This window comes from Cupriavidus metallidurans CH34 (genome assembly GCF_000196015.1).
Lineage (GTDB): Bacteria > Pseudomonadota > Gammaproteobacteria > Burkholderiales > Burkholderiaceae > Cupriavidus > Cupriavidus metallidurans.
Window position 1 is genome coordinate 2,390,472 of record NC_007973.1, and the last position, 18,397, is coordinate 2,408,868.

General features: G+C 62.8%; 16 protein-coding genes. 1 reads left to right on the plus strand and 15 read right to left on the minus strand.

The window, feature by feature from the left end:
• Window positions 1-4: 4 nt before the first annotated feature.
• From pstA to RMET_RS10990, 7 genes are all read right to left on the minus strand, one after another.
• Window positions 5-907 (minus strand): phosphate ABC transporter permease PstA, encoded by a 903-nt coding sequence (pstA, locus tag RMET_RS10960; protein WP_011516890.1) that lies wholly within the window; start codon window positions 905-907, stop codon window positions 5-7.
• On the minus strand, window positions 904-1,869 hold the full coding sequence (pstC, locus tag RMET_RS10965; protein WP_011516891.1) for a phosphate ABC transporter permease PstC: 966 nt from the start codon (window positions 1,867-1,869) through the stop codon (window positions 904-906). The genes pstA and pstC overlap by 4 nt, the downstream gene beginning before the upstream one ends.
• A gap of 113 nt (window positions 1,870-1,982) precedes the next feature.
• Complete coding sequence (gene pstS, locus RMET_RS10970; RefSeq protein WP_011516892.1) at window positions 1,983-3,014, minus strand: phosphate ABC transporter substrate-binding protein PstS; 1,032 nt, start codon at window positions 3,012-3,014, stop codon at window positions 1,983-1,985.
• A 303-nt stretch (window positions 3,015-3,317) separates the two neighbouring features.
• Window positions 3,318-4,661 carry a phosphoglucosamine mutase gene (gene glmM / locus RMET_RS10975; RefSeq protein WP_011516893.1) on the minus strand — a complete coding sequence of 448 codons (1,344 nt, stop codon included), beginning with the start codon at window positions 4,659-4,661 and terminating at the stop codon, window positions 3,318-3,320.
• A gap of 5 nt (window positions 4,662-4,666) precedes the next feature.
• Window positions 4,667-5,536, minus strand: a complete 870-nt coding sequence (folP, locus tag RMET_RS10980) for a dihydropteroate synthase (RefSeq protein WP_011516894.1) — start codon at window positions 5,534-5,536, stop codon at window positions 4,667-4,669.
• A gap of 112 nt (window positions 5,537-5,648) precedes the next feature.
• Window positions 5,649-7,550 (minus strand): ATP-dependent zinc metalloprotease FtsH, encoded by a 1,902-nt coding sequence (ftsH, locus tag RMET_RS10985; protein WP_008641654.1) that lies wholly within the window; start codon window positions 7,548-7,550, stop codon window positions 5,649-5,651.
• A gap of 201 nt (window positions 7,551-7,751) precedes the next feature.
• Window positions 7,752-8,417, minus strand: a complete 666-nt coding sequence (locus RMET_RS10990) for an RlmE family RNA methyltransferase (protein ID WP_011516896.1) — start codon at window positions 8,415-8,417, stop codon at window positions 7,752-7,754.
• A gap of 156 nt (window positions 8,418-8,573) precedes the next feature.
• Here RMET_RS10990 and RMET_RS10995 point away from each other — a divergent pair, with 156 nt between their 5' ends.
• The gene (locus tag RMET_RS10995; RefSeq protein ID WP_011516897.1) at window positions 8,574-9,083 is read left to right on the plus strand and encodes a YhbY family RNA-binding protein; all 510 of its coding nucleotides are present in this window, start codon (window positions 8,574-8,576) and stop codon (window positions 9,081-9,083) included.
• 65 nt (window positions 9,084-9,148) lie between these two features.
• Here RMET_RS10995 and RMET_RS11000 read toward each other — a convergent pair whose 3' ends face one another.
• The 8 genes from RMET_RS11000 to RMET_RS11035 all read right to left on the minus strand — a co-directional run bounded on the left by RMET_RS11000 (window position 9,149) and on the right by RMET_RS11035 (window position 18,396).
• Window positions 9,149-9,640, minus strand: coding sequence for a DUF4149 domain-containing protein (locus RMET_RS11000; RefSeq protein ID WP_011516898.1), 492 nt, complete (start codon window positions 9,638-9,640; stop codon window positions 9,149-9,151).
• Window positions 9,641-9,655: 15 nt separating this feature from the next.
• Window positions 9,656-10,132, minus strand: coding sequence for a transcription elongation factor GreA (gene greA / locus RMET_RS11005; protein WP_029310052.1), 477 nt, complete (start codon window positions 10,130-10,132; stop codon window positions 9,656-9,658).
• A gap of 237 nt (window positions 10,133-10,369) precedes the next feature.
• Window positions 10,370-13,618, minus strand: a complete 3,249-nt coding sequence (gene carB, locus RMET_RS11010) for a carbamoyl-phosphate synthase large subunit (RefSeq protein ID WP_011516900.1) — start codon at window positions 13,616-13,618, stop codon at window positions 10,370-10,372.
• 70 nt (window positions 13,619-13,688) lie between these two features.
• On the minus strand, window positions 13,689-14,360 hold the full coding sequence (leuE, locus tag RMET_RS11015) for a leucine efflux protein LeuE (RefSeq protein WP_011516901.1): 672 nt from the start codon (window positions 14,358-14,360) through the stop codon (window positions 13,689-13,691).
• A 34-nt stretch (window positions 14,361-14,394) separates the two neighbouring features.
• Window positions 14,395-15,543: a glutamine-hydrolyzing carbamoyl-phosphate synthase small subunit gene (gene carA / locus RMET_RS11020; RefSeq protein WP_011516902.1), complete on the minus strand. Its 1,149-nt coding sequence runs from the start codon at window positions 15,541-15,543 to the stop codon at window positions 14,395-14,397.
• Window positions 15,544-15,863: 320 nt separating this feature from the next.
• Window positions 15,864-16,277: a RidA family protein gene (locus RMET_RS11025; protein WP_011516903.1), complete on the minus strand. Its 414-nt coding sequence runs from the start codon at window positions 16,275-16,277 to the stop codon at window positions 15,864-15,866.
• Between the two features lie 35 nt (window positions 16,278-16,312).
• On the minus strand, window positions 16,313-16,732 hold the full coding sequence (locus tag RMET_RS11030; protein ID WP_011516904.1) for an acyl-CoA thioesterase: 420 nt from the start codon (window positions 16,730-16,732) through the stop codon (window positions 16,313-16,315).
• 2 nt (window positions 16,733-16,734) lie between these two features.
• Window positions 16,735-18,396, minus strand: a complete 1,662-nt coding sequence (locus tag RMET_RS11035; RefSeq protein WP_011516905.1) for an AMP-binding protein — start codon at window positions 18,394-18,396, stop codon at window positions 16,735-16,737.
• Window position 18,397 lies beyond the last annotated feature (1 nt).

Consider the following 18,397-nt stretch of genomic DNA (forward strand, 5'->3'; position numbering starts at 1 on the left):
ATTGTTACTTCTTGAAAAGCATGCGCGCGATGATGTTCAGCGCAAGCACACCAATCGTAATCAGGAACACGCCGGCCCATGCCAGTTGCTGCCATTCGGTGAACGGGCTCATGGCAAAGCGGAAGATCGTCACCGGCAGGTTGGCCATCGGCTTGTTCAGGTCGGCGCTCCAGAACTGGTTGGACAGCGCGGTGAACAGTAGCGGCGCGGTTTCGCCAGCGATACGGGCCACGGCCAGCAGCACACCGGTCACGATGCCCGCGTACGACGACTTGATCGTGATCGACATCACCATCTTCCACTTGGGCGTGCCAAGCGCAACGGCTGCTTCACGCAGTGCGTTCGGCACCAGGTTCAGCATGTTCTCGGTGGTACGGACCACGATCGGCACCTGCAGCAGTGCCAGCGCGCAGACACCGGCCCAGCCCGAGAAATGGCCCATGCGGGTCACCACGATGGCATAGACGAACAGGCCGATCACGATCGACGGGGCCGACAGCAGGATGTCGTTGATGAAGCGGATCAAACTGGCCAGCGGCGACTTCTTGCCATATTCGGCCAGGTAGATGCCGGCCAGGATACCCAGCGGCGTGCCGACCAGCGTGGCCATGCCCACCAGCACGAAGCTGCCGAAGATGGCGTTGGCCAGACCGCCGCCGGCGGTGTTCGGGGCCGGCGTCATCTGCGTGAACAGGTCGAGCGACAGACCACCGACGCCCAGCGAGATGGTGGTCCAGAGAATCCATGCCAGCCAGAACAGGCCGAAACCCATCGCGGCCAGCGACGCGGTCAGCGCGTACATGTTCATGCGTCGGCGCGAGCCCTGCAGGCGCGTGCGCACGGCGTCCGAGTCGGGACGTACGGCGGGGATGGACGAAGTTGACACGGCTTGACTGGCTTGGTTCATTTTCCACCCTCATTCTTGGCCAGACGCAGCAGCAGGAGCTTGGACAGTGCGAGCACCACGAACGTAATGAAGAACAGGATCAGGCCCAGTTCCATCAGCGCGGCGGTATGCAGGCCAGCACCGGCTTCGGCGAACTCGTTCGCCAGCGCCGAGGTAATGCTGTTGCCCGGCGAAAACAGCGACACGTTGTCGAGGATATTGGTGTTGCCGATCACGAACGTGACCGCCATCGTTTCGCCCAGCGCGCGGCCCAGGCCAAGCATGACGCCACCGATGACGCCGGCACGCGTATAGGGCAGCACCACGCGCCACATCACTTCCCAGGTAGTGCAGCCAATGCCGTAGGCCGATTCCTTCAGCAGCACCGGGGTGACTTCGAACACGTCGCGCATCACCGAGGCGATGTACGGGATGATCATGATCGCCAGAATCACACCCGCGCAGAGCAGACCGATGCCGAGCGGAGCGCCCTGGAACAGCTTGCCGATCACGGGTACCTGACCGATGGTGTTGGCCAGCGGCTTCTGGAAGTACTCGCCGAAGATCGGCGAGAACACGAGCAGACCCCACATGCCGTAGACGATCGACGGCACTGCGGCGAGCAGCTCAATGGCGGTGCCGAGCGGCCGGCGCAACCAGGCGGGCGACAGCTCGGTAAGAAACAGTGCGATGCCGAAGCTGACCGGCACGGCGATGATGAGCGCGATCAGCGACGTGACGATCGTGCCATAGACGGGAACAAGCGCGCCATAGACATCGGCGGGCGGATCCCATTCCGAGTTCCAGAGGAACGAAATGCCGAACTTGCTGATCGAGGGCCAGGCGCTGATGGCCAGAGACACGATGATGCCGCCAAGCAGCAACAGCGTCACGATGGCGGCGCCGCGGGTCAGGCCGCCGAACAGGATGTCGCCAAGACGGCTGGGAGGCCGGACGACGGGAAGATCGGACGAGGTCGCCATGATGAAAAGATCGATGGGTGAATCGGAGCCGCGGCGGCATATCAGCCGCCGCGGCACCCGTCACGCAACGCCGGGGCGCGACCCCGGACTACGTGACCGGACAGACTTCGGGATTAGTACAGTGCCTTACCCGAACCGTCCTTGACGCTGCTCTTCCAGGTCGAGCGAATCTGGTTCACGACCGATTCCGGCAGCGGTACGTAGTCCAGCTCAGCAGCCATCGTGCCACCGCTCTTGTAGGCCCAGTCGAAGAACTTCATGACTTCCTGGCCTTGTGCCGCCTTATCCTGCGTCTTGTGCAGCAGGATGAAGGTGGCGCCAGCGATCGGCCATGCGGTCTTGCCCGGCTCGTTCGTCAGGATCTGGTAGAACGACTTGCTCCAGTCAGCGCCGGCAGCGGCCGCTTTGAAGGCTTCGTCGCTAGGCTTGACGATCTCGCCGGCCGAGTTCTTCATCGTCAGGTACGTCATCTTGTTCTGCTTGGCATAGGCATACTCGACGTAGCCGATGGCGCCATTCAGACGCTGCACGAAGGCGGCAACGCCTTCGTTACCCTTGCCGCCCGTGCCACCGCCCGGCCAGTTCACCGTGGTGCCTTCGCCCACCGAGTTCTTCCAGTCAGGACTGACCTTCGAGAGGTAGTTCGTGAAGATGAACGTCGTGCCCGAGCCGTCGGCACGACGCACCGGCAGGATGTCCTGGCTCGGCAGGTGGACCTTCGGGTTCAGGGCCTTGATCGCGGGATCGTCCCACTTCTTGATCTTGCCCAGGTAGATGTTGGCCAGCACGTCACCCGTGATGATGAGCTCGCCCGGCTTCACGCCTTGCAGGTTAATCACCGGCACCACGCCACCGATCACGGTCGGGAACTGGATCAGGTTGCCCTTTGCCAGCTCGTCGTCCTTCAGCGGAGCGTCCGAAGCGCCGAAATCGACGGTCTTGGCGCCAATCTGCTTGATACCACCCGACGAGCCGATAGATTGATAGTTGACCTTGTTGCCCGTTGCTTTTTGGTAGGCATCAGCCCACTTGGAATACACAGGCGCCGGGAAGGAAGCGCCAGCACCGGTAATTTCCGCCGCGAACGCAGTACCCGCCACCACAATCGACACGATGCCTGCTACGGCAGTCTTGACTAGCTTCATATGTCCTCCAGAGAACATGGGTTGGGAATGACAAATTTTTGACAAGGCGAACTGTATGCTCTCCATATGACAGTTCCATGACATCGCCAAATCTTCTTCAAACGCCACCTGAAGGCCCCGATATTCAAGGGCTTGTCAATGCGCCGGCATACATTTGTGCGCCAATCACCACCCAGACATTGATAGCAATTTCTCTATCGATGGTGGCGGATGATGGCGGTTAATTGCTTTATTTGCGAAAAAGAAAAGGCCACGACACAGTGCCGTGGCCTTCCGACAGCGTTGGGCTGCCCAGAAGAACGCTCAGGCGCGCAATGCGGCGGCAAGCTCCTGCGCGGCACGCTCAGCGGTTTCCACCTGCTCGGCCTCCACCATCACACGGACCACGGGCTCCGTTCCCGAGGCGCGGATCAGCACCCGTCCCCGTCCTTCCAGCTCGGGCTCCACGCGGTCCCGGACAGCCTTGAGTCCAGCGTGGTTCTGCCAGTCAAAACCCTTCTCGACGCGCACATTGATAAGCGTCTGCGGGAACAGGCTCACGCCATCCAGCAGTTGCGGCAGAGTCTTGCCACTGCGGCGTAGCGCGGCCAGCACCTGCAGCGCGGACACGATGCCATCGCCCGTGGTATGCCGGTCCAGGCACAGCAGATGCCCGGAGCCCTCGCCACCGAGTTGCCAGTGGTGCCGATTGAGTTCCTCGAGCACGTAACGGTCGCCAACCTTGGCGCGCACGAACGACACGCCAAGGCGCTTGAGCGCCAGTTCGACCGCCATGTTCGTCATCAGCGTGCCGACCGCGCCTTCTACCCGCTGGCCAGACGCCTGACGATCGCGCACGATCAGATAGAGCAACTCATCGCCGTTGTACAACCGGCCATCGGCGTCCACCACCTGCAGGCGGTCGGCATCGCCGTCGAATGCCAGGCCAAGATCCGCGCCGTTAGCCTTCACTGCTTCGATCAGCTTCTCGGGGGCGGTGGCACCATATCCGGCGTTGATGTTGCGGCCATTGGGCTGGTTGCCGATCGAGATCACCTCGGCGCCCAACTCGTGGAACACATGCGGGGCAATGTGATAAGCGGCACCATTAGCGCAATCGACTACGATCTTCAGACCATGCAGGTCATGCTCATACGGGAACGTGCTCTTGCAGAACTCGATGTAGCGACCCGCAGCGTCGTCGATCCGGCGGGCGCGGCCGAGTTCATCCGAGTGCACGCAGGTCATCGGCTCTTCGACCATCGCCTCGATCTGCGATTCCACGTCATCGGGCAGCTTGTCACCCGATGCCGAAAAGAACTTGATACCGTTGTCGTAGTACGGGTTGTGGCTTGCGGAAATCACCACGCCCGCCGCCAACCGGAGCGTTCGCGTGAGATAGGCAATGCCCGGCGTGGGCAACGGGCCAGTCAGCAGCACATTGACGCCCGCCGCTGTAAAGCCGGCCTCAAGTGCCGCTTCCAGCATATAGCCCGAGATCCGCGTATCCTTGCCGATCAGGACGGTGGGCTTGCCCTGCGAAGTCTTCTGCCCCAGCGCCAGCACCTTGCCGGCCGCATGGCCAAGTCGCATCACAAAATCCGGCGTGATCGGCGCGTCGCCGACCCGACCCCGCACGCCGTCTGTCCCGAAATACTTGCGTGTCATGTTTCTCATTCTCCGTGTTGCCCATCGGGGGCAACTGATTCTTGGCGGACGGCCCACCACACCTTGAGGGCGTCCACTGTTTGTTCAACATCATGTACCCGGACGATATATGCGCCGCGCTCAGCTGCGCACACGGCTGCCGCCACACTGGCAGCTACGCGCGCCTGTGGAGGTTTGCCGCCGATGATTGCACCCAGCGTCGATTTGCGCGACAGACCCACCAGGATCGGCAGGCCATCAACAGCAAGGCTAGGTAATTGTCCGAGCAACCTCAGATTATGATCTGGAGTCTTGCCAAATCCAAAACCTGGATCAAGGGAAATACGTGCCGTGTCGATGCCCGCCGCACGCAGGGTTGACACCCGTTCTTCCAGGAAAGATGCCACCTCGGCAACCACATCGGTGTAGTGCGGATCTTCCTGCATCGTCTGGGGATCACGCTGCATATGCATGACGCATAGTCCGAACTGCCCTGCGGCAACTGCCTCAACCGCACCCGGCATTCGGAAGCCCCAGATATCATTGATCAGATCTGCTCCGCCCGCCAGCGCTGCACGCATAACCTCCGGCTTGTAGGTGTCGATCGAAAGCGGCTTACCGCAATCGGCCAGCGACTCGACGATCGGCATCACGCGATCTAGTTCCTGATCGAGCGGCAGCGCGGCCGACCCAGGTCGGCTGGACTCCCCACCGATATCGATGATGTCGACACCCTCCGCAATCAATTGCTCCGCATGGCGCAGCGCGGCGTCACGGGTGGCGTGCTGCCCGCCATCTGAGAACGAATCAGGGGTCACATTGAGAATACCCATCACGAGTGGGCGGCGGCGGCGGGAAAAACGATAGCGCCCGCACTGGAAGAACTCAGTCGACAAGATTCGCGTCCTGAAAACAAAAAAGCCGGCGCGCAAGGCACCGGCCTGAGAGGCTATCAGAAACCAGCCCTTGCGAGCTGGTCTCTGCGTGTCACCTCATGTCACATCCGTATCAAACCGTTTCGTCGGCACGTGCCGTTGCGGGTGCATTGGTCGGTGCCACCGGGGAGCCGCCAGGAGGCGTATTGCCACCGCTGTTCGGACCCTGCGCGCCACGCGGCGGACGCGGCGGACGGCCCGCCATGATGTCGTTCACCTGTTCGGCGTCGATCGTTTCCCACTCCATCAGCGCGTTGGTCATCGCTTCGACCTTGTCGCGGTTCTCTTCGAGCAAGCGCTTGGCCAGCGCGTATTGATCGTCAATGATGCGGCGGATCTCTGCGTCAACCTTCTGCTGCGTCGCTTCGGACACGGTCTTCGACGACAGCTTGCCGAACATGCCGTCCTGCTCTGTGTCCACGTAGACCATCGCGCCGAGCGAATCGCTCATGCCAAAGCGGGTCACCATATCGCGGGCGATCTTGGTGGCACGCTCGAAGTCGTTCGAAGCACCGGTGCTCATGGCATTGAGGAACACCTCTTCGGCAGCGCGGCCGCCGAACAGGATGGCAATTTCCTCAAGCATGTTGTCCTTGTACTTTGAGTACTTGTCATGCTCCGGCAACTGCCAGGTTACGCCCAGCGCCCAACCACGCGGCATGATCGTGACCTTGTGGACCGGATCGGCCTTCGGCAGCAGCTTGGCAACCACGGCATGGCCAGACTCGTGGTAAGCCGTGGCCTTGCGCTCTTCCTCGCGCATGACCGTCGACTTGCGCTCCGGACCCATATAAATCTTGTCCTTGGCGTCCTCGAAGTCCTGCATGTCCACCACGCGCTTGCTGCGGCGGGCGGCGAACAGCGCAGCCTCGTTGACCAGGTTGGCCAAGTCCGCACCCGAGAAGCCAGGCGTACCACGAGCGATGATCGATGCATCCACGTCGTTGCCGATCGGCACCTTGCGCATATGGACCTTCAGGATCTGCTCGCGGCCGCGGATGTCCGGCAGGCCCACATAGACCTGACGGTCGAAACGGCCCGGACGCAGCAGTGCCTTGTCCAGCACGTCGGCACGGTTGGTCGCGGCGATCACGATCACGCCAGAGTTGGCCTCGAAGCCATCCATCTCGACCAGCATCTGGTTCAGGGTCTGCTCGCGCTCGTCGTTACCGCCGCCCATGCCGGCGCCACGATGGCGGCCGACCGCGTCGATTTCGTCGATGAACACGATGCAGGGGGCCTGCTTCTTGGCGTTCTCGAACATGTCGCGCACACGAGCCGCACCCACGCCGACGAACATTTCCACAAAGTCCGAACCCGAGATGCTGAAGAACGGCACCTTGGCCTCACCGGCGATGGCACGCGCCAGCAGCGTCTTGCCGGTACCCGGAGGCCCGACCAGCAGCACGCCGCGCGGAATACGTCCGCCCAGCTTCTGGAATTTCTGCGGGTCCTTCAGGAAGTCGACCAGTTCGACCACTTCTTCCTTCGACTCGTCGCAACCCGCGACGTCAGCGAAGGTAACGGCGTTCTGGTTCTCGTCGATCAGGCGCGCGCGGGATTTACCGAAGGAGAAGGCTCCGCCTTTCCCCCCGCCCTGCATCTGCCGCATCATGTAGAACCAGAAAACGATGATCAGGAGCGTCGGCCCGAGGTAGTACAGCGCCTGGACCAGCACGTTGGGCTCATCGTCAGCCTTGCCGGTCACCTGGACGCCATACTTCATCAGGTCGCCGACCATCCAGATATCGCCCGGCGAAATGATCGTGTACTTGGAGCCTTCCTTGGGCGAAACCACGAGGTTGCGGCCCTGCACGTCGACACGCGACACCTTGCCGTTCTTGGCGTCATCCATGAACTGCGAATAGGTGACACTGTCCTGGGCACGCGGTTTGTCGAACTGCTTGAAGACGGTGAACAATACCAGCGCGATTACGAGCCAGATTGCCGCCTTTTGAAACAGGTTGTTATTCAAGGCCGAACTCCTTTCCAATTGCCTTGCCAACGGGTAGCTGCATTGCATTGTAATGCAGCCCCCGCCCCCGCAGGGAAATCTGAATCTATGGACCTGATAGTGCCTGATACGGCCCATTCAGGGCAAGTCGCGCGCCGCCCGGGCGTACCCTGCCCCCGTTTGGGAGCACTGGGAGCGCCTGCGGCATGTTTTGGGCCCGCGTCAGTCCACCGACTTCAGGTAGCGCCCAAGAATAAATGTTTCCGAAGACTTGTCACGCGACGCCTTGGGCTTGCGGCTCGCGACGACCTTGAACTGCCGCTTGAACTTTTCCACGATCTGGCTGTAGCCCGAGCCGTGAAAGCACTTGACCAGCAAGGAACCTTCCGGCTTCAGGTGGGCCTGGGCAAAGTCCAGCGCCAGATCGCACAGATACTCGATCCGCGCGGCATCGGCCGAGGCCACGCCAGACAAGTTGGGGGCCATATCGGAGATAACAAGGTCGATTCGGGAGCCGCCAGACGCATCCAGCACCACCTGTTCGAGCTGACGGAACACTTCTTCTTCCCGGAAGTCGCCCTGGATAAAGGTTACGTCGGCCACCGGCTCCATCGGCAGGATGTCGATCGCCACCACGGCGCCGTCGATCCGGCCGTCTTTCGCGCGGGGCGACGCGGCCAGCTTGTTCCGGGCGTACTGGCTCCAGCTGCCCGGCGCGGCGCCCAGATCCACGATGACCTGGCCCGGCTGGATCAGCTTGTCCTGATCGTCGATCTCTTTGAGCTTGTAGGCCGCGCGGGCGCGATAGCCCTCGCGCTGGGCCATCTTTACGTACGGATCGTTGATGTGGTCGTGCAGCCACGACTGATTGAATTTGTTCTTGGCCATTGATGAGACTTGCCTACTTGCTACTTACCGGTTTGGCGGGATTGGCACCGCAAGTCGAACGACCGTGCGGAGCTTTTTCTCCCGATTTGGAGATCTTTACCGCCTGCCGGCGATATTTTGGCGGATAATACGCGCCAAATCGCTATTTGCCCTCTCATGCCAGCCCTACAACTGATTTCCGCCCAACGCTCCGACCTGCGCTCGCGCGCCCACAGCCTCAATCCCGTGGTCATGATCGGTGCGGAAGGCCTGACCCCTGCGGTCCTGGCCGAGATCGACCGGAGCCTGGCGGCTCACGATCTGATCAAGATTCGCGTCCTCGGTGACGAACGCGACGCACGCATCGCCATTTACGACGCCATTTGTGACGAACTCAGCGCCGCGCCGATCCAGCACATCGGCAAGTTGCTCGTGATCTGGCGTCCGGGCCCTGCCCTCCTGAAGGAGAACCAGCCGGAGGAACTGGGCGCCGCAGCGCGTCGCCGTGCTACCGGCACAGGCGCCGCGCCACGTACCGTCGTGGTCCGCAAGCCGAGCACCTCCGGTCAACGCCGCCCTAAGAGCACGGCAGTCACCGTACTGGGCAACGAACGTGTGACCCAGGGTGGTAACGTCAAGCGTTCCCGCGCCCGCCCGGCCAGCCAGAAGAAGAAAGCACTGGGTTGACCAGTGGCCGAATCGGCCAGTTCCACCAAAAAGGCGGCCGAGGCCGCCTTTTTTCACACCTTTGCTCAGCGTGGCGCGCTAGCCCGCCACACCAGCACGAGTGCCAGCACACTCTGAACCAGATAGATCACGCTGGACACCCCGTGCAACATGCCGAATTCGGCCTTGTACGGTGATTCGGACACGCCCAGATTCAGCGCCTGAGCCTTGACCTTGAGTCCTTCCATGAACGGCTGCACGCCGAAATAGCCGGCCAGCACGCATACCAGCATGGTCAGGACGATCCAGCGCAACGAGCGATAACGCTCGGCGCCACGGCGGATCAGCACATTGCAGAGCACGAGCTGAAGCACGCCCACGGTCATGCCGAGGATCGCCTCATAGCGGAACAGATGCCCGGCGATCATGCCGGCCGTTTCGCGGCTCGGCAGCACCGAGAACAGCGTCGGTGCCACCAGATAGCCGATCGTCCACAGGCTGCCGGCCCAGATCACGGTCAGCAGCAGGAACAGACGATGCGGCAATGGCGGCAGATTCGAGTAAGACGAGGAGAACACGCCTGTCCCGCGCCGTCAGATGTAGCGAACCGTGATGACTTCGTACTCGCGCTCGCCGCCCGGGGCCAGCACGACTGCTACGTCGCCTTCGAACTTGCCGATCAGCGCGCGAGCGATCGGCGAGCTCACGGAGATCTTGCCGGTATCGAGATCCGCCTCGTCGTCACCGACGATCTGGTAGCTCACGGGGTTACCGGATTCCAGTTCTTCCAGATCCACGGTGGCGCCGAAAACGATGCGACCGTCCGTGTCCAGCTGGGTGGGATCGATCACCTGGGCGGCGGAAAGCTTCGCTTCCACTTCCAGGATGCGGCCTTCGATAAACGCCTGCTTTTCCTTGGCGGCGTCGTATTCGGCATTTTCCGACAGGTCGCCCTGGGCACGCGCCTCGGAAATGGCGTTGATCACCGCAGGACGCTCGACGGCCTTGAGGCGCTGCAGCTCTTCCTTCAGGAGTTCGGCGCCACGCTTGGTAATCGGAATGGTGCTCATTGTCTTGTTCAACAAAAAAATGAGCCGCAGCGGAGCTGGAACCATGCGCCGGCAGTCACCTGCCAGGCAGCACTTCCGCTCAACCGCGGCTTTCAGATGGGATCACACAGCGGCCAGCAAGGCCGGTGCAATCGGCGAATTCGACGTAGTGTAGGCCAGAACCGCCGCCGGTATCAACCCGACGGGCGGACTACTGCGGTACGGGATCACATTCCCCGCACCGCAGCATCAGGCATATCAGGCCAGCTGCTTGTGCAGGCCCTGCAGGTCGTAGACCTCCAGGTTCTGCATGTGCTTGAGGCCTTCCACCGCGGCGTTGGCGCCGGCGATGGTGGTGTAGTACGGCACGCGGGCGGCCAGCGCGGCGATACGGATCGAACGCGAATCGGCGATGGCCGTGCGCGTTTCGTCGACCGTCGTGAAGACCAGCGCCAGTTCACCGTTCTTGATCATGTCCACGATGTGCGGACGGCCGTCCTTCACCTTGTTGACAACCCGGACCGGGATGCCGGCAGCTTCAATGGCCGATGCCGTGCCACGCGTGGCGACGATCGGGTAACCGAGGTCGTGCAGCATGCGGGCCACGGTCACGGCGCGAGGCTTGTCGCTGTCCTTGACGGTGATCAGCACGGTGCCCTTCTCGGGCAGGCGCGAACCCGCGGCCAGCTGGCTCTTGAACAGCGCTTCGCCGAACACCTTGCCCACGCCCATCACTTCGCCGGTCGAACGCATTTCAGGTCCGAGGACCGGATCCACGCCCGGGAACTTGTTGAACGGGAACACGGCTTCCTTGACGCTGTAGTACGGCGGCACCACCTCTTCGCCGATACCTTGCGAATCGAGCGACTGACCGGCCATGCAACGCGCGGCGATCTTGGCCAGCGACAGGCCGGTGGCCTTCGACACGTACGGCACCGTACGCGACGCGCGCGGATTCACTTCCAGCACGTAGACGATATCCTCGCCATTCCGCTGCTGGATCGCGAACTGCACGTTCATCAGACCCACCACGTTCAGCGCCTTGGCCATCGCGGCGGTCTGGCGCTTCAGTTCGTCGACGGTTGCCTGCGACAGCGAGTACGGTGGCAGCGAGCAGGCCGAGTCGCCCGAGTGGACGCCAGCCTGTTCGATGTGCTCCATCACGCCGCCGATGAACACGCGAGTGCCGTCGCACAGGGCGTCGACGTCGCACTCGATGGCGTCGTTCAGGAAGCGGTCCAGCAGCACCGGCGAGTCGTTCGACACCTTCACGGCCTCGCGCATGTAGCGCTCGAGGTCGCGCGGCTCGTGCACGATTTCCATCGCGCGGCCACCCAGCACGTACGACGGACGCACCACCAGCGGATAACCGATTTCCTCGGCCAGGCGCAGTGCCTCGTCTTCAGCGCGCGCGGTACGGTTCGGCGGCTGGCGCAGGCCCAGGTCCTGCAGCAGCTTCTGGAAACGCTCGCGGTCTTCCGCGGCATCGATCATGTCCGGGCTCGTACCGATGATGGGTACGCCGTTGGCCTCCAGATCCAGCGCCAGCTTCAGCGGGGTCTGGCCGCCGTACTGGACGATCACGCCAACCGGCTTTTCCTTGTCGACGATTTCCAGCACGTCTTCCAGCGTCAGCGGCTCGAAGTACAGGCGGTCAGAGGTGTCGTAGTCGGTCGACACGGTTTCGGGGTTGCAGTTGACCATGATGGTCTCGTACCCGTCTTCGCGCAGCGCCAGCGCGGCGTGCACGCAGCAGTAGTCGAACTCGATACCCTGACCGATCCGGTTCGGGCCACCGCCCAGCACCATGATCTTCTTGTTGCTGGTCGGGTCGGCCTCGCACTCGCCATGCTCGGCCTCGTAGGTGCCGTACATGTACGCGGTGTTCGTGGCGAACTCGGCCGCGCAGGTGTCCACGCGCTTGTAGACCGGGCGCACATTCTGCGCCACACGCGCCAGACGCACGGCCTTCGCGTCGGTCTTCAGCAGCTTGGCCAGGCGGCGATCCGAGAAGCCCTTCTGCTTCAGGTGACGCAGTTCGGCGGTCGACAGGCTTTCCAGCGTGCGATTACGCACCAGGCCTTCGGTCTTCACGATGTCTTCGATCTGGGCCAGGAACCACGGATCGATATCGGTCTCGCTCTGCACTTCCTCCAGCGACATGCCGAGGCGGAATGCGTCGCCCACGTACCAGATGCGGTCCGGGCCGGCTTCGCCGATTTCCTCGATCACTTCGTCGCGATCGGTCGACTTTTCGTCCAGGCCGTCCACGCCCACTTCCAGACCACGCAGTGCCTTCTGGAACGATTCCTGGAACGTACGGCCCATGGCCATCACCTCGCCCACCGACTTCATCTGGGTGGTCAGGTGGCTGTCGGCGGCCGGGAATTTTTCGAACGCGAAACGCGGCACCTTGGTGACCACGTAGTCGATCGACGGTTCGAACGAGGCCGGGGTCTGGCCGCCGGTGATTTCGTTCTTGAGTTCGTCGAGCGTGTAGCCGACGGCCAGCTTGGCGGCAACCTTCGCAATCGGGAAGCCGGTGGCCTTCGAGGCCAGGGCCGACGAACGCGACACGCGCGGGTTCATCTCGATCACGATCATCCGGCCATCCGTCGGATTGATCGAGAACTGCACGTTCGAACCGCCGGTGTCCACGCCGATCTCGCGCAGCACGGCCAGCGAGGCGTTACGCAGGATCTGGTATTCCTTGTCGGTCAGCGTCTGGGCCGGGGCCACCGTGATCGAGTCACCGGTGTGGATGCCCATCGGGTCCAGGTTTTCGATCGAGCAGATGATGATGCAGTTGTCCGCCTTGTCGCGAACAACTTCCATCTCGTATTCCTTCCAGCCCAGCAGGGATTCTTCGATCAGCAGCTCGCGCGTCGGCGACAGGTCCAGGCCACGCTTGCAGATTTCCTCGAACTCTTCGCGGTTGTAGGCGATACCGCCACCGGTGCCGCCCAGCGTGAATGACGGGCGGATCACGATCGGGTAGCCGGCGGTGCCGGTTTCCTGGGCGATGCGCGATTGCACGGCCACGGCCTCGTCCATCGAGTGGGCGATGCCAGACTTGGCCGAACCGAGACCGATCTTGGTCATCGCGTCCTTGAACTTCTGGCGGTCCTCGGCCTTGTCGATGGCTTCCGGCGACGCGCCGATCAGCTCGACCTTGTACTTGTCCAGCACGCCATGGCGGTGCAGGTCCAGCGCGCAGTTCAGCGCGGTCTGGCCACCCATGGTCGGCAGGATCGCGTCCGGGCGCTCCTTCTCGATGATGCGCTCGACCACTTCCCAGGTGATGGGTTCGATGTAGGTCACGTCGGCCGTGTTCGGGTCCGTCATGATGGTCGCCGGGTTCGAGTTGACCAGGATGACCTTGAAGCCCTCTTCACGCAGCGCCTTGCAGGCCTGCGCGCCGGAGTAGTCGAATTCGCACGCCTGACCGATGATGATCGGGCCCGCGCCGATGATTAGGATGCTCTTGATATCTGTGCGCTTTGGCATTGCACGCTCTCTTTGTTGGCCGGCTCGCGCGGTTGGGCGCGGGCCGGGCCGGTAATCAGGTTGTAGGCCGTCAGCCCAGTGTGGCCGTGGCCAGCTTGGCGCCGAAGCCGATGAACATCGCCCCGACCCCGCTCGACATACCTGCGGACAGGCGTCGGCGGCGGCGGAACGCATCGGCCAGCCTTGCGCCCACGAAGATGATCGTGGTCAGGTAGGCGAAGCTGCAGATCTGGCAGACCAGGCCCAGCGCCACGAACGACAGCGCCGGAACGACGAACTGCGGGTCCACGAACTGGATGAAGAACGAGATGAAGAACAGGATGGCCTTCGGGTTCAGCAGGCTGATGAACAGCGCCTTGCTGAACGGGTTCGACGCGCGATCCAGCGACGCAACCGCGTTCGTGGCGACATCGGCTTGCGCCGACCAGTTACGCACCGCGCCACGCAGCATCTGGAAGCCGATCCAGGCCAGGTATGCCGCACCCACGTACTTGACGACGTGGAACAGCCCCGGGCTGGCCTTCAGCAGCGATGCCACGCCAGCGGCCGACAGCACCATCAGGATCGCATCGCCGAGGAAAACGCCGCATGCCCCCTTGTAGCCGGCGCGCACACCGCGCTGCGCGGCCACCGACAGCACATACATCGAATTCGGCCCCGGCAGCAGTACGATGAAGATCGTACCGAGCACAAAGGTCCAGAAATCAGTGATGCCGAGGTTGGCATGCATGAAGGCGTTCATGGGCGTTTCCCGTTCAGGCTCTCGTTTCTCGATCTCAGGCAGCGGCCTTGGCGCGGGCGTCCTGCATCAGCTTGGTGAAGCGGTCGAACAGGTACGCGATGTCGTGCGGGCCCGGCGACGCTTCCGGGTGACCCTGGAAGCAGAAGGCCGGCTTGTCCGTCAGCGCAAAGCCTTGCAGCGTGCCGTCGAACAGAGACGTGTGCGTGACGCGGGCGTTGGCCGGCAGCGTCGATGCATCGACTGCGAAGCCGTGGTTCTGCGACGTAATCACCACACGACCATCATCATGGTCCTTGACCGGATGGTTGGCGCCATGGTGGCCCGTGCTCATCTTGAGCGTCTTGGCACCGACGGCCAGGGCCATGATCTGGTGGCCCAGGCAGATGCCGAAGGTCGGGATACCGCGAGCAATGAACTCACGCGTGGCGGCGATCGCGTAGTCGCACGGCTCCGGGTCGCCAGGGCCGTTCGACAGGAAGATACCGTCCGGATTCAGCGCCAGGGCGTCGGCCGCACTGGCTTGCGCCGGCAGCACGGTCACCTTGCAGCCGCGTTCGGCCAGCATGCGGAGGATGTTGAACTTGACGCCGAAGTCGAAAGCGACCACGTGGAACTGCGGCTTGTCCTGCTTGCCGTAGCCTTCGCCGAGCTTCCACTCGGTCTGGGTCCACTCATACGGCTCCTTGACGGAGACGACCTTGGCCAGGTCCATGCCTGCCAGGCCCGGGAACGAGCGCGCCAGGTCGATGGCCTTCTGGACATTGTCCTCGCCAGCCAGGATGCAGCCGTTCTGGGCGCCCTTCTCGCGCAGGATACGGGTCAGCTTGCGGGTGTCGATGCCCGCGATCGCCACGACCTTTTCCTGCTTCAGGTAGTGGGCAAGGGTATGTTCCTTGCGGAAGTTCGAGGCCAGAATCGGCAGATCTTTGATGATCAGGCCGGCGGCATGGACTTTCGTGGCTTCTACATCCTCAGGGTTGACGCCGTAATTGCCGATATGCGGATACGTCAGCGTGACGATCTGCCGGGAATAGCTCGGGTCGGTGAGGATTTCCTGATAACCGGTGATAGCGGTGTTGAACACCACTTCGCCGATCGTATGGCCGGAAGCGCCGATGGAATAGCCACGAAAGACCGTGCCGTCTGCAAGCGCGAGGATGGCGGACGGAAAAGACGGTAACACGGGTAGGCTCCTGCTGGATTCACCCCGTGACCGACCTGCTCAACGCCTCGTGCCCCGTGGGCGAGCCCTCAGCCATGTGCATGGCGAGACTCCCGGCGGAGGCTCTTTCGTCACTTCGCACAATGTCTGCGTGGTGCACGAAAAGCCCTCGCGAATATGGGGGCGGCGGAAGGTGGAATACGGTAGGCGCTAGGGTGAAGGGTTCTGAAAGCGAAACTTTCGAATTATATCCCGCCGCACCCAATTTCTCAAGTTTTCAAGGACTTGCGTTTGCCATGGCTACCAGGCGGCCCATCATTCACGACCGCCCGGCACGCCGCTCATGCCGTGGCTGGTACCACGGCGGTGACCTCGATTTCCACCTTCGCGCGCGGCTCGACGAGGTCCGCCACCTCTACCGCGGTCATCGCAGGAAAGTGGCGGCCGATGATGTCGCGATAGTGCTGCCCGATCGCCTTGTAGGCACCCACGTACTCGGCCTTGTCCTTCACATACCAGGTCATGCGCGCGATGTGCTCGGGCCGCGCCCCGCCCTGTTCCAGCACGGCGACAATATTGCGCAATGCCTGCGCCACCTGCAGCCCGAAATCGTCGGTTTCGAACTCGCACTGGCCGTTCCAGCCGATCTGCCCGCCGACAAAGATCAGGCGGCTGCCCACCTGCATCTCGGCGAGCATGCCGTTGGCGTATCCCTTCGGAGGTGCCCAGTCGGGCGGCTGCAATGTCTTTAGCATGATGTCGATTCCAATCCAGAGTTCAGAGTTATCCGTCAGGCCGCCAGGAAGCGTCCCATTGCATGTCGTACGGGGTCAGGCAGGGCCTGCGCGGTCATCGTCCGTGTGTCGACGCAGACGAGCCGCTGAGAGATGTGCATACGCGTGCCGCCGTCCGGCCCGGCCAGGCGGACCTCGACCGAGAAGCTGCTTCGGCCGATATGGGACACGCGCAGTTCTCGTGTGAGCAGTTCGCCAAGCCGGCTTGGCGCCTCGAAGCGGCACTGCAGTTCGGCCGTCGGCACCCCCGCATGACCGGTCAGATGCATCGCATCGAACGGCCAGTCGAGCGCTTCGGCGAACCAGTCCTCGATAAAGTCGTTCAGCATCTCGAAATAGCGCGGGTAGAAAACGATGCCGGCGGTATCGCAATGCTTGAAACGCACACGCACCTGATTGGTGAACACGTCGCTCATGGCTACGCGCCCTCTGCCGCCATCTGCCGCAGGCGGAAGCGCTGCAGCTTGCCCGTCTCGGTACGCGGCAGCGCCGCCACGAACTCGATGCGACGCGGATACTTGTACGGGGCGATCTCGCGCTTGACATAGTCTTGTAGCGCCGCCCGCGTGGCGTCGGAGGGCTCCACGCCGGGACGCAGGACCACGTACGCCGTCACGACCTGGCCACGCTCCGCGTCCGGCGCGCCGACCACCCCGCATTCAGCCACCCACTCATGCCGCATCAGCGATCCCTCGACCTCGGGCCCGGCGATGTTGTACCCGGCCGAGATGATCATGTCGTCCGAGCGCGCCTGATAGAAATAGTAGCCATCGGCGTCGGCCATGAATGTGTCGCCGGGCAGATTCCACCCGTCGCGCACATATGCCTCCTGGCGCGGATCGTCCAGATAGCGGCAGCCCGTGGGCCCGCGCACCGCGAGCTTGCCTACCGTGCCCGGCGGCACCGGCTGCATGTTCTCGTCGACGATACGGGCTTCGTACCCCGGTACCACGCGACCCACTGCGCCCGGGCGCACGTCGGCTCCAGCACTGGAAACGAAGATATGCATCATCTCCGTGCCGCCGAGGCCGTCGGTCATCTCGATGCCAGTGGCTGCCTTCCAGGCCTGCCGCGTGGCATCGGGCAGCGCCTCGCCAGCAGACACGCTCTTCTTCAGGCTCGACAAATCGAAGTTCTTTACCAGCGCCGCCATCTGCCGATAGAACGTCGGCGCGGTGAAAACGATCGTCGCGCGATGGTCCTGGATCAGCTTGAGCAGTAGTTCCGGCGTAAGCCTTTCCGACAGCGCGGTACTGGCGCCAATGCGCAGCGGGAAGCAGAGCATCCCGCCCAGCCCGAATGTGAATGCGATTGGCGGCGTGCCACAGAAGACGTCGTCCGGCGTGGGCTTGAGCACGTGGCGCGAGAACAGGTCGCACATCGCCAGCACATCGCGGTGGAAATGCATCGTGCCCTTGGGTTGCCCCGTGGTACCACTCGTGAACGCGATCAGGCAGATGTCATCAGCGGCCGTGTCGCACGCGGTGAACGTGTCGGGCTTGCCCGCCATCGCGGTTTCGAGCGCATCGGCACCCTCGCCGTGGAAGTAGCGCACGCGTTCGAGCGTCGGACAAAAGTATTCGCCGTCGGCACGCCGGTTCGCGTCCAGCTCGTCGCGCAGACGTGCATCGCAGAGTGCAGCCGTCACCTGCGCCTTGTCGATGATCTGCTTGAGCTCCTTGGCGCGCAGCAGCGGCATCGTCGGCACGGCGATCAGTCCTGCCTTGAGCGTGGCAAGCCAGCTCGCCGCCATCATCAGGTTGTTCGGGCCGCGCAGCAGCACGCGATTGCCCGGCACCAGCCCCATGTCCTCGACCAACACATGCGCGATGCGATCCACAAGCGCCGCCAGCTCGGCATAGGTCACGGTCTCGATACGGCCCGCGCGCTCATGGCGCACCGCCACGCGGCCACCGTTGCCGGCCGCCACGTGTCGGTCCACAAGCTCCACTGCCGCATTGAGGCGATCGGGGTAGCGCGTGTCGTCATTGAACTGGAACACCGGCCACGTCTGCGGCGGCGGCAACCTGTCCCGTGCGAAGGTATCAACATGAGCGGTGGCTGGTTGGGGGGCGGCCATA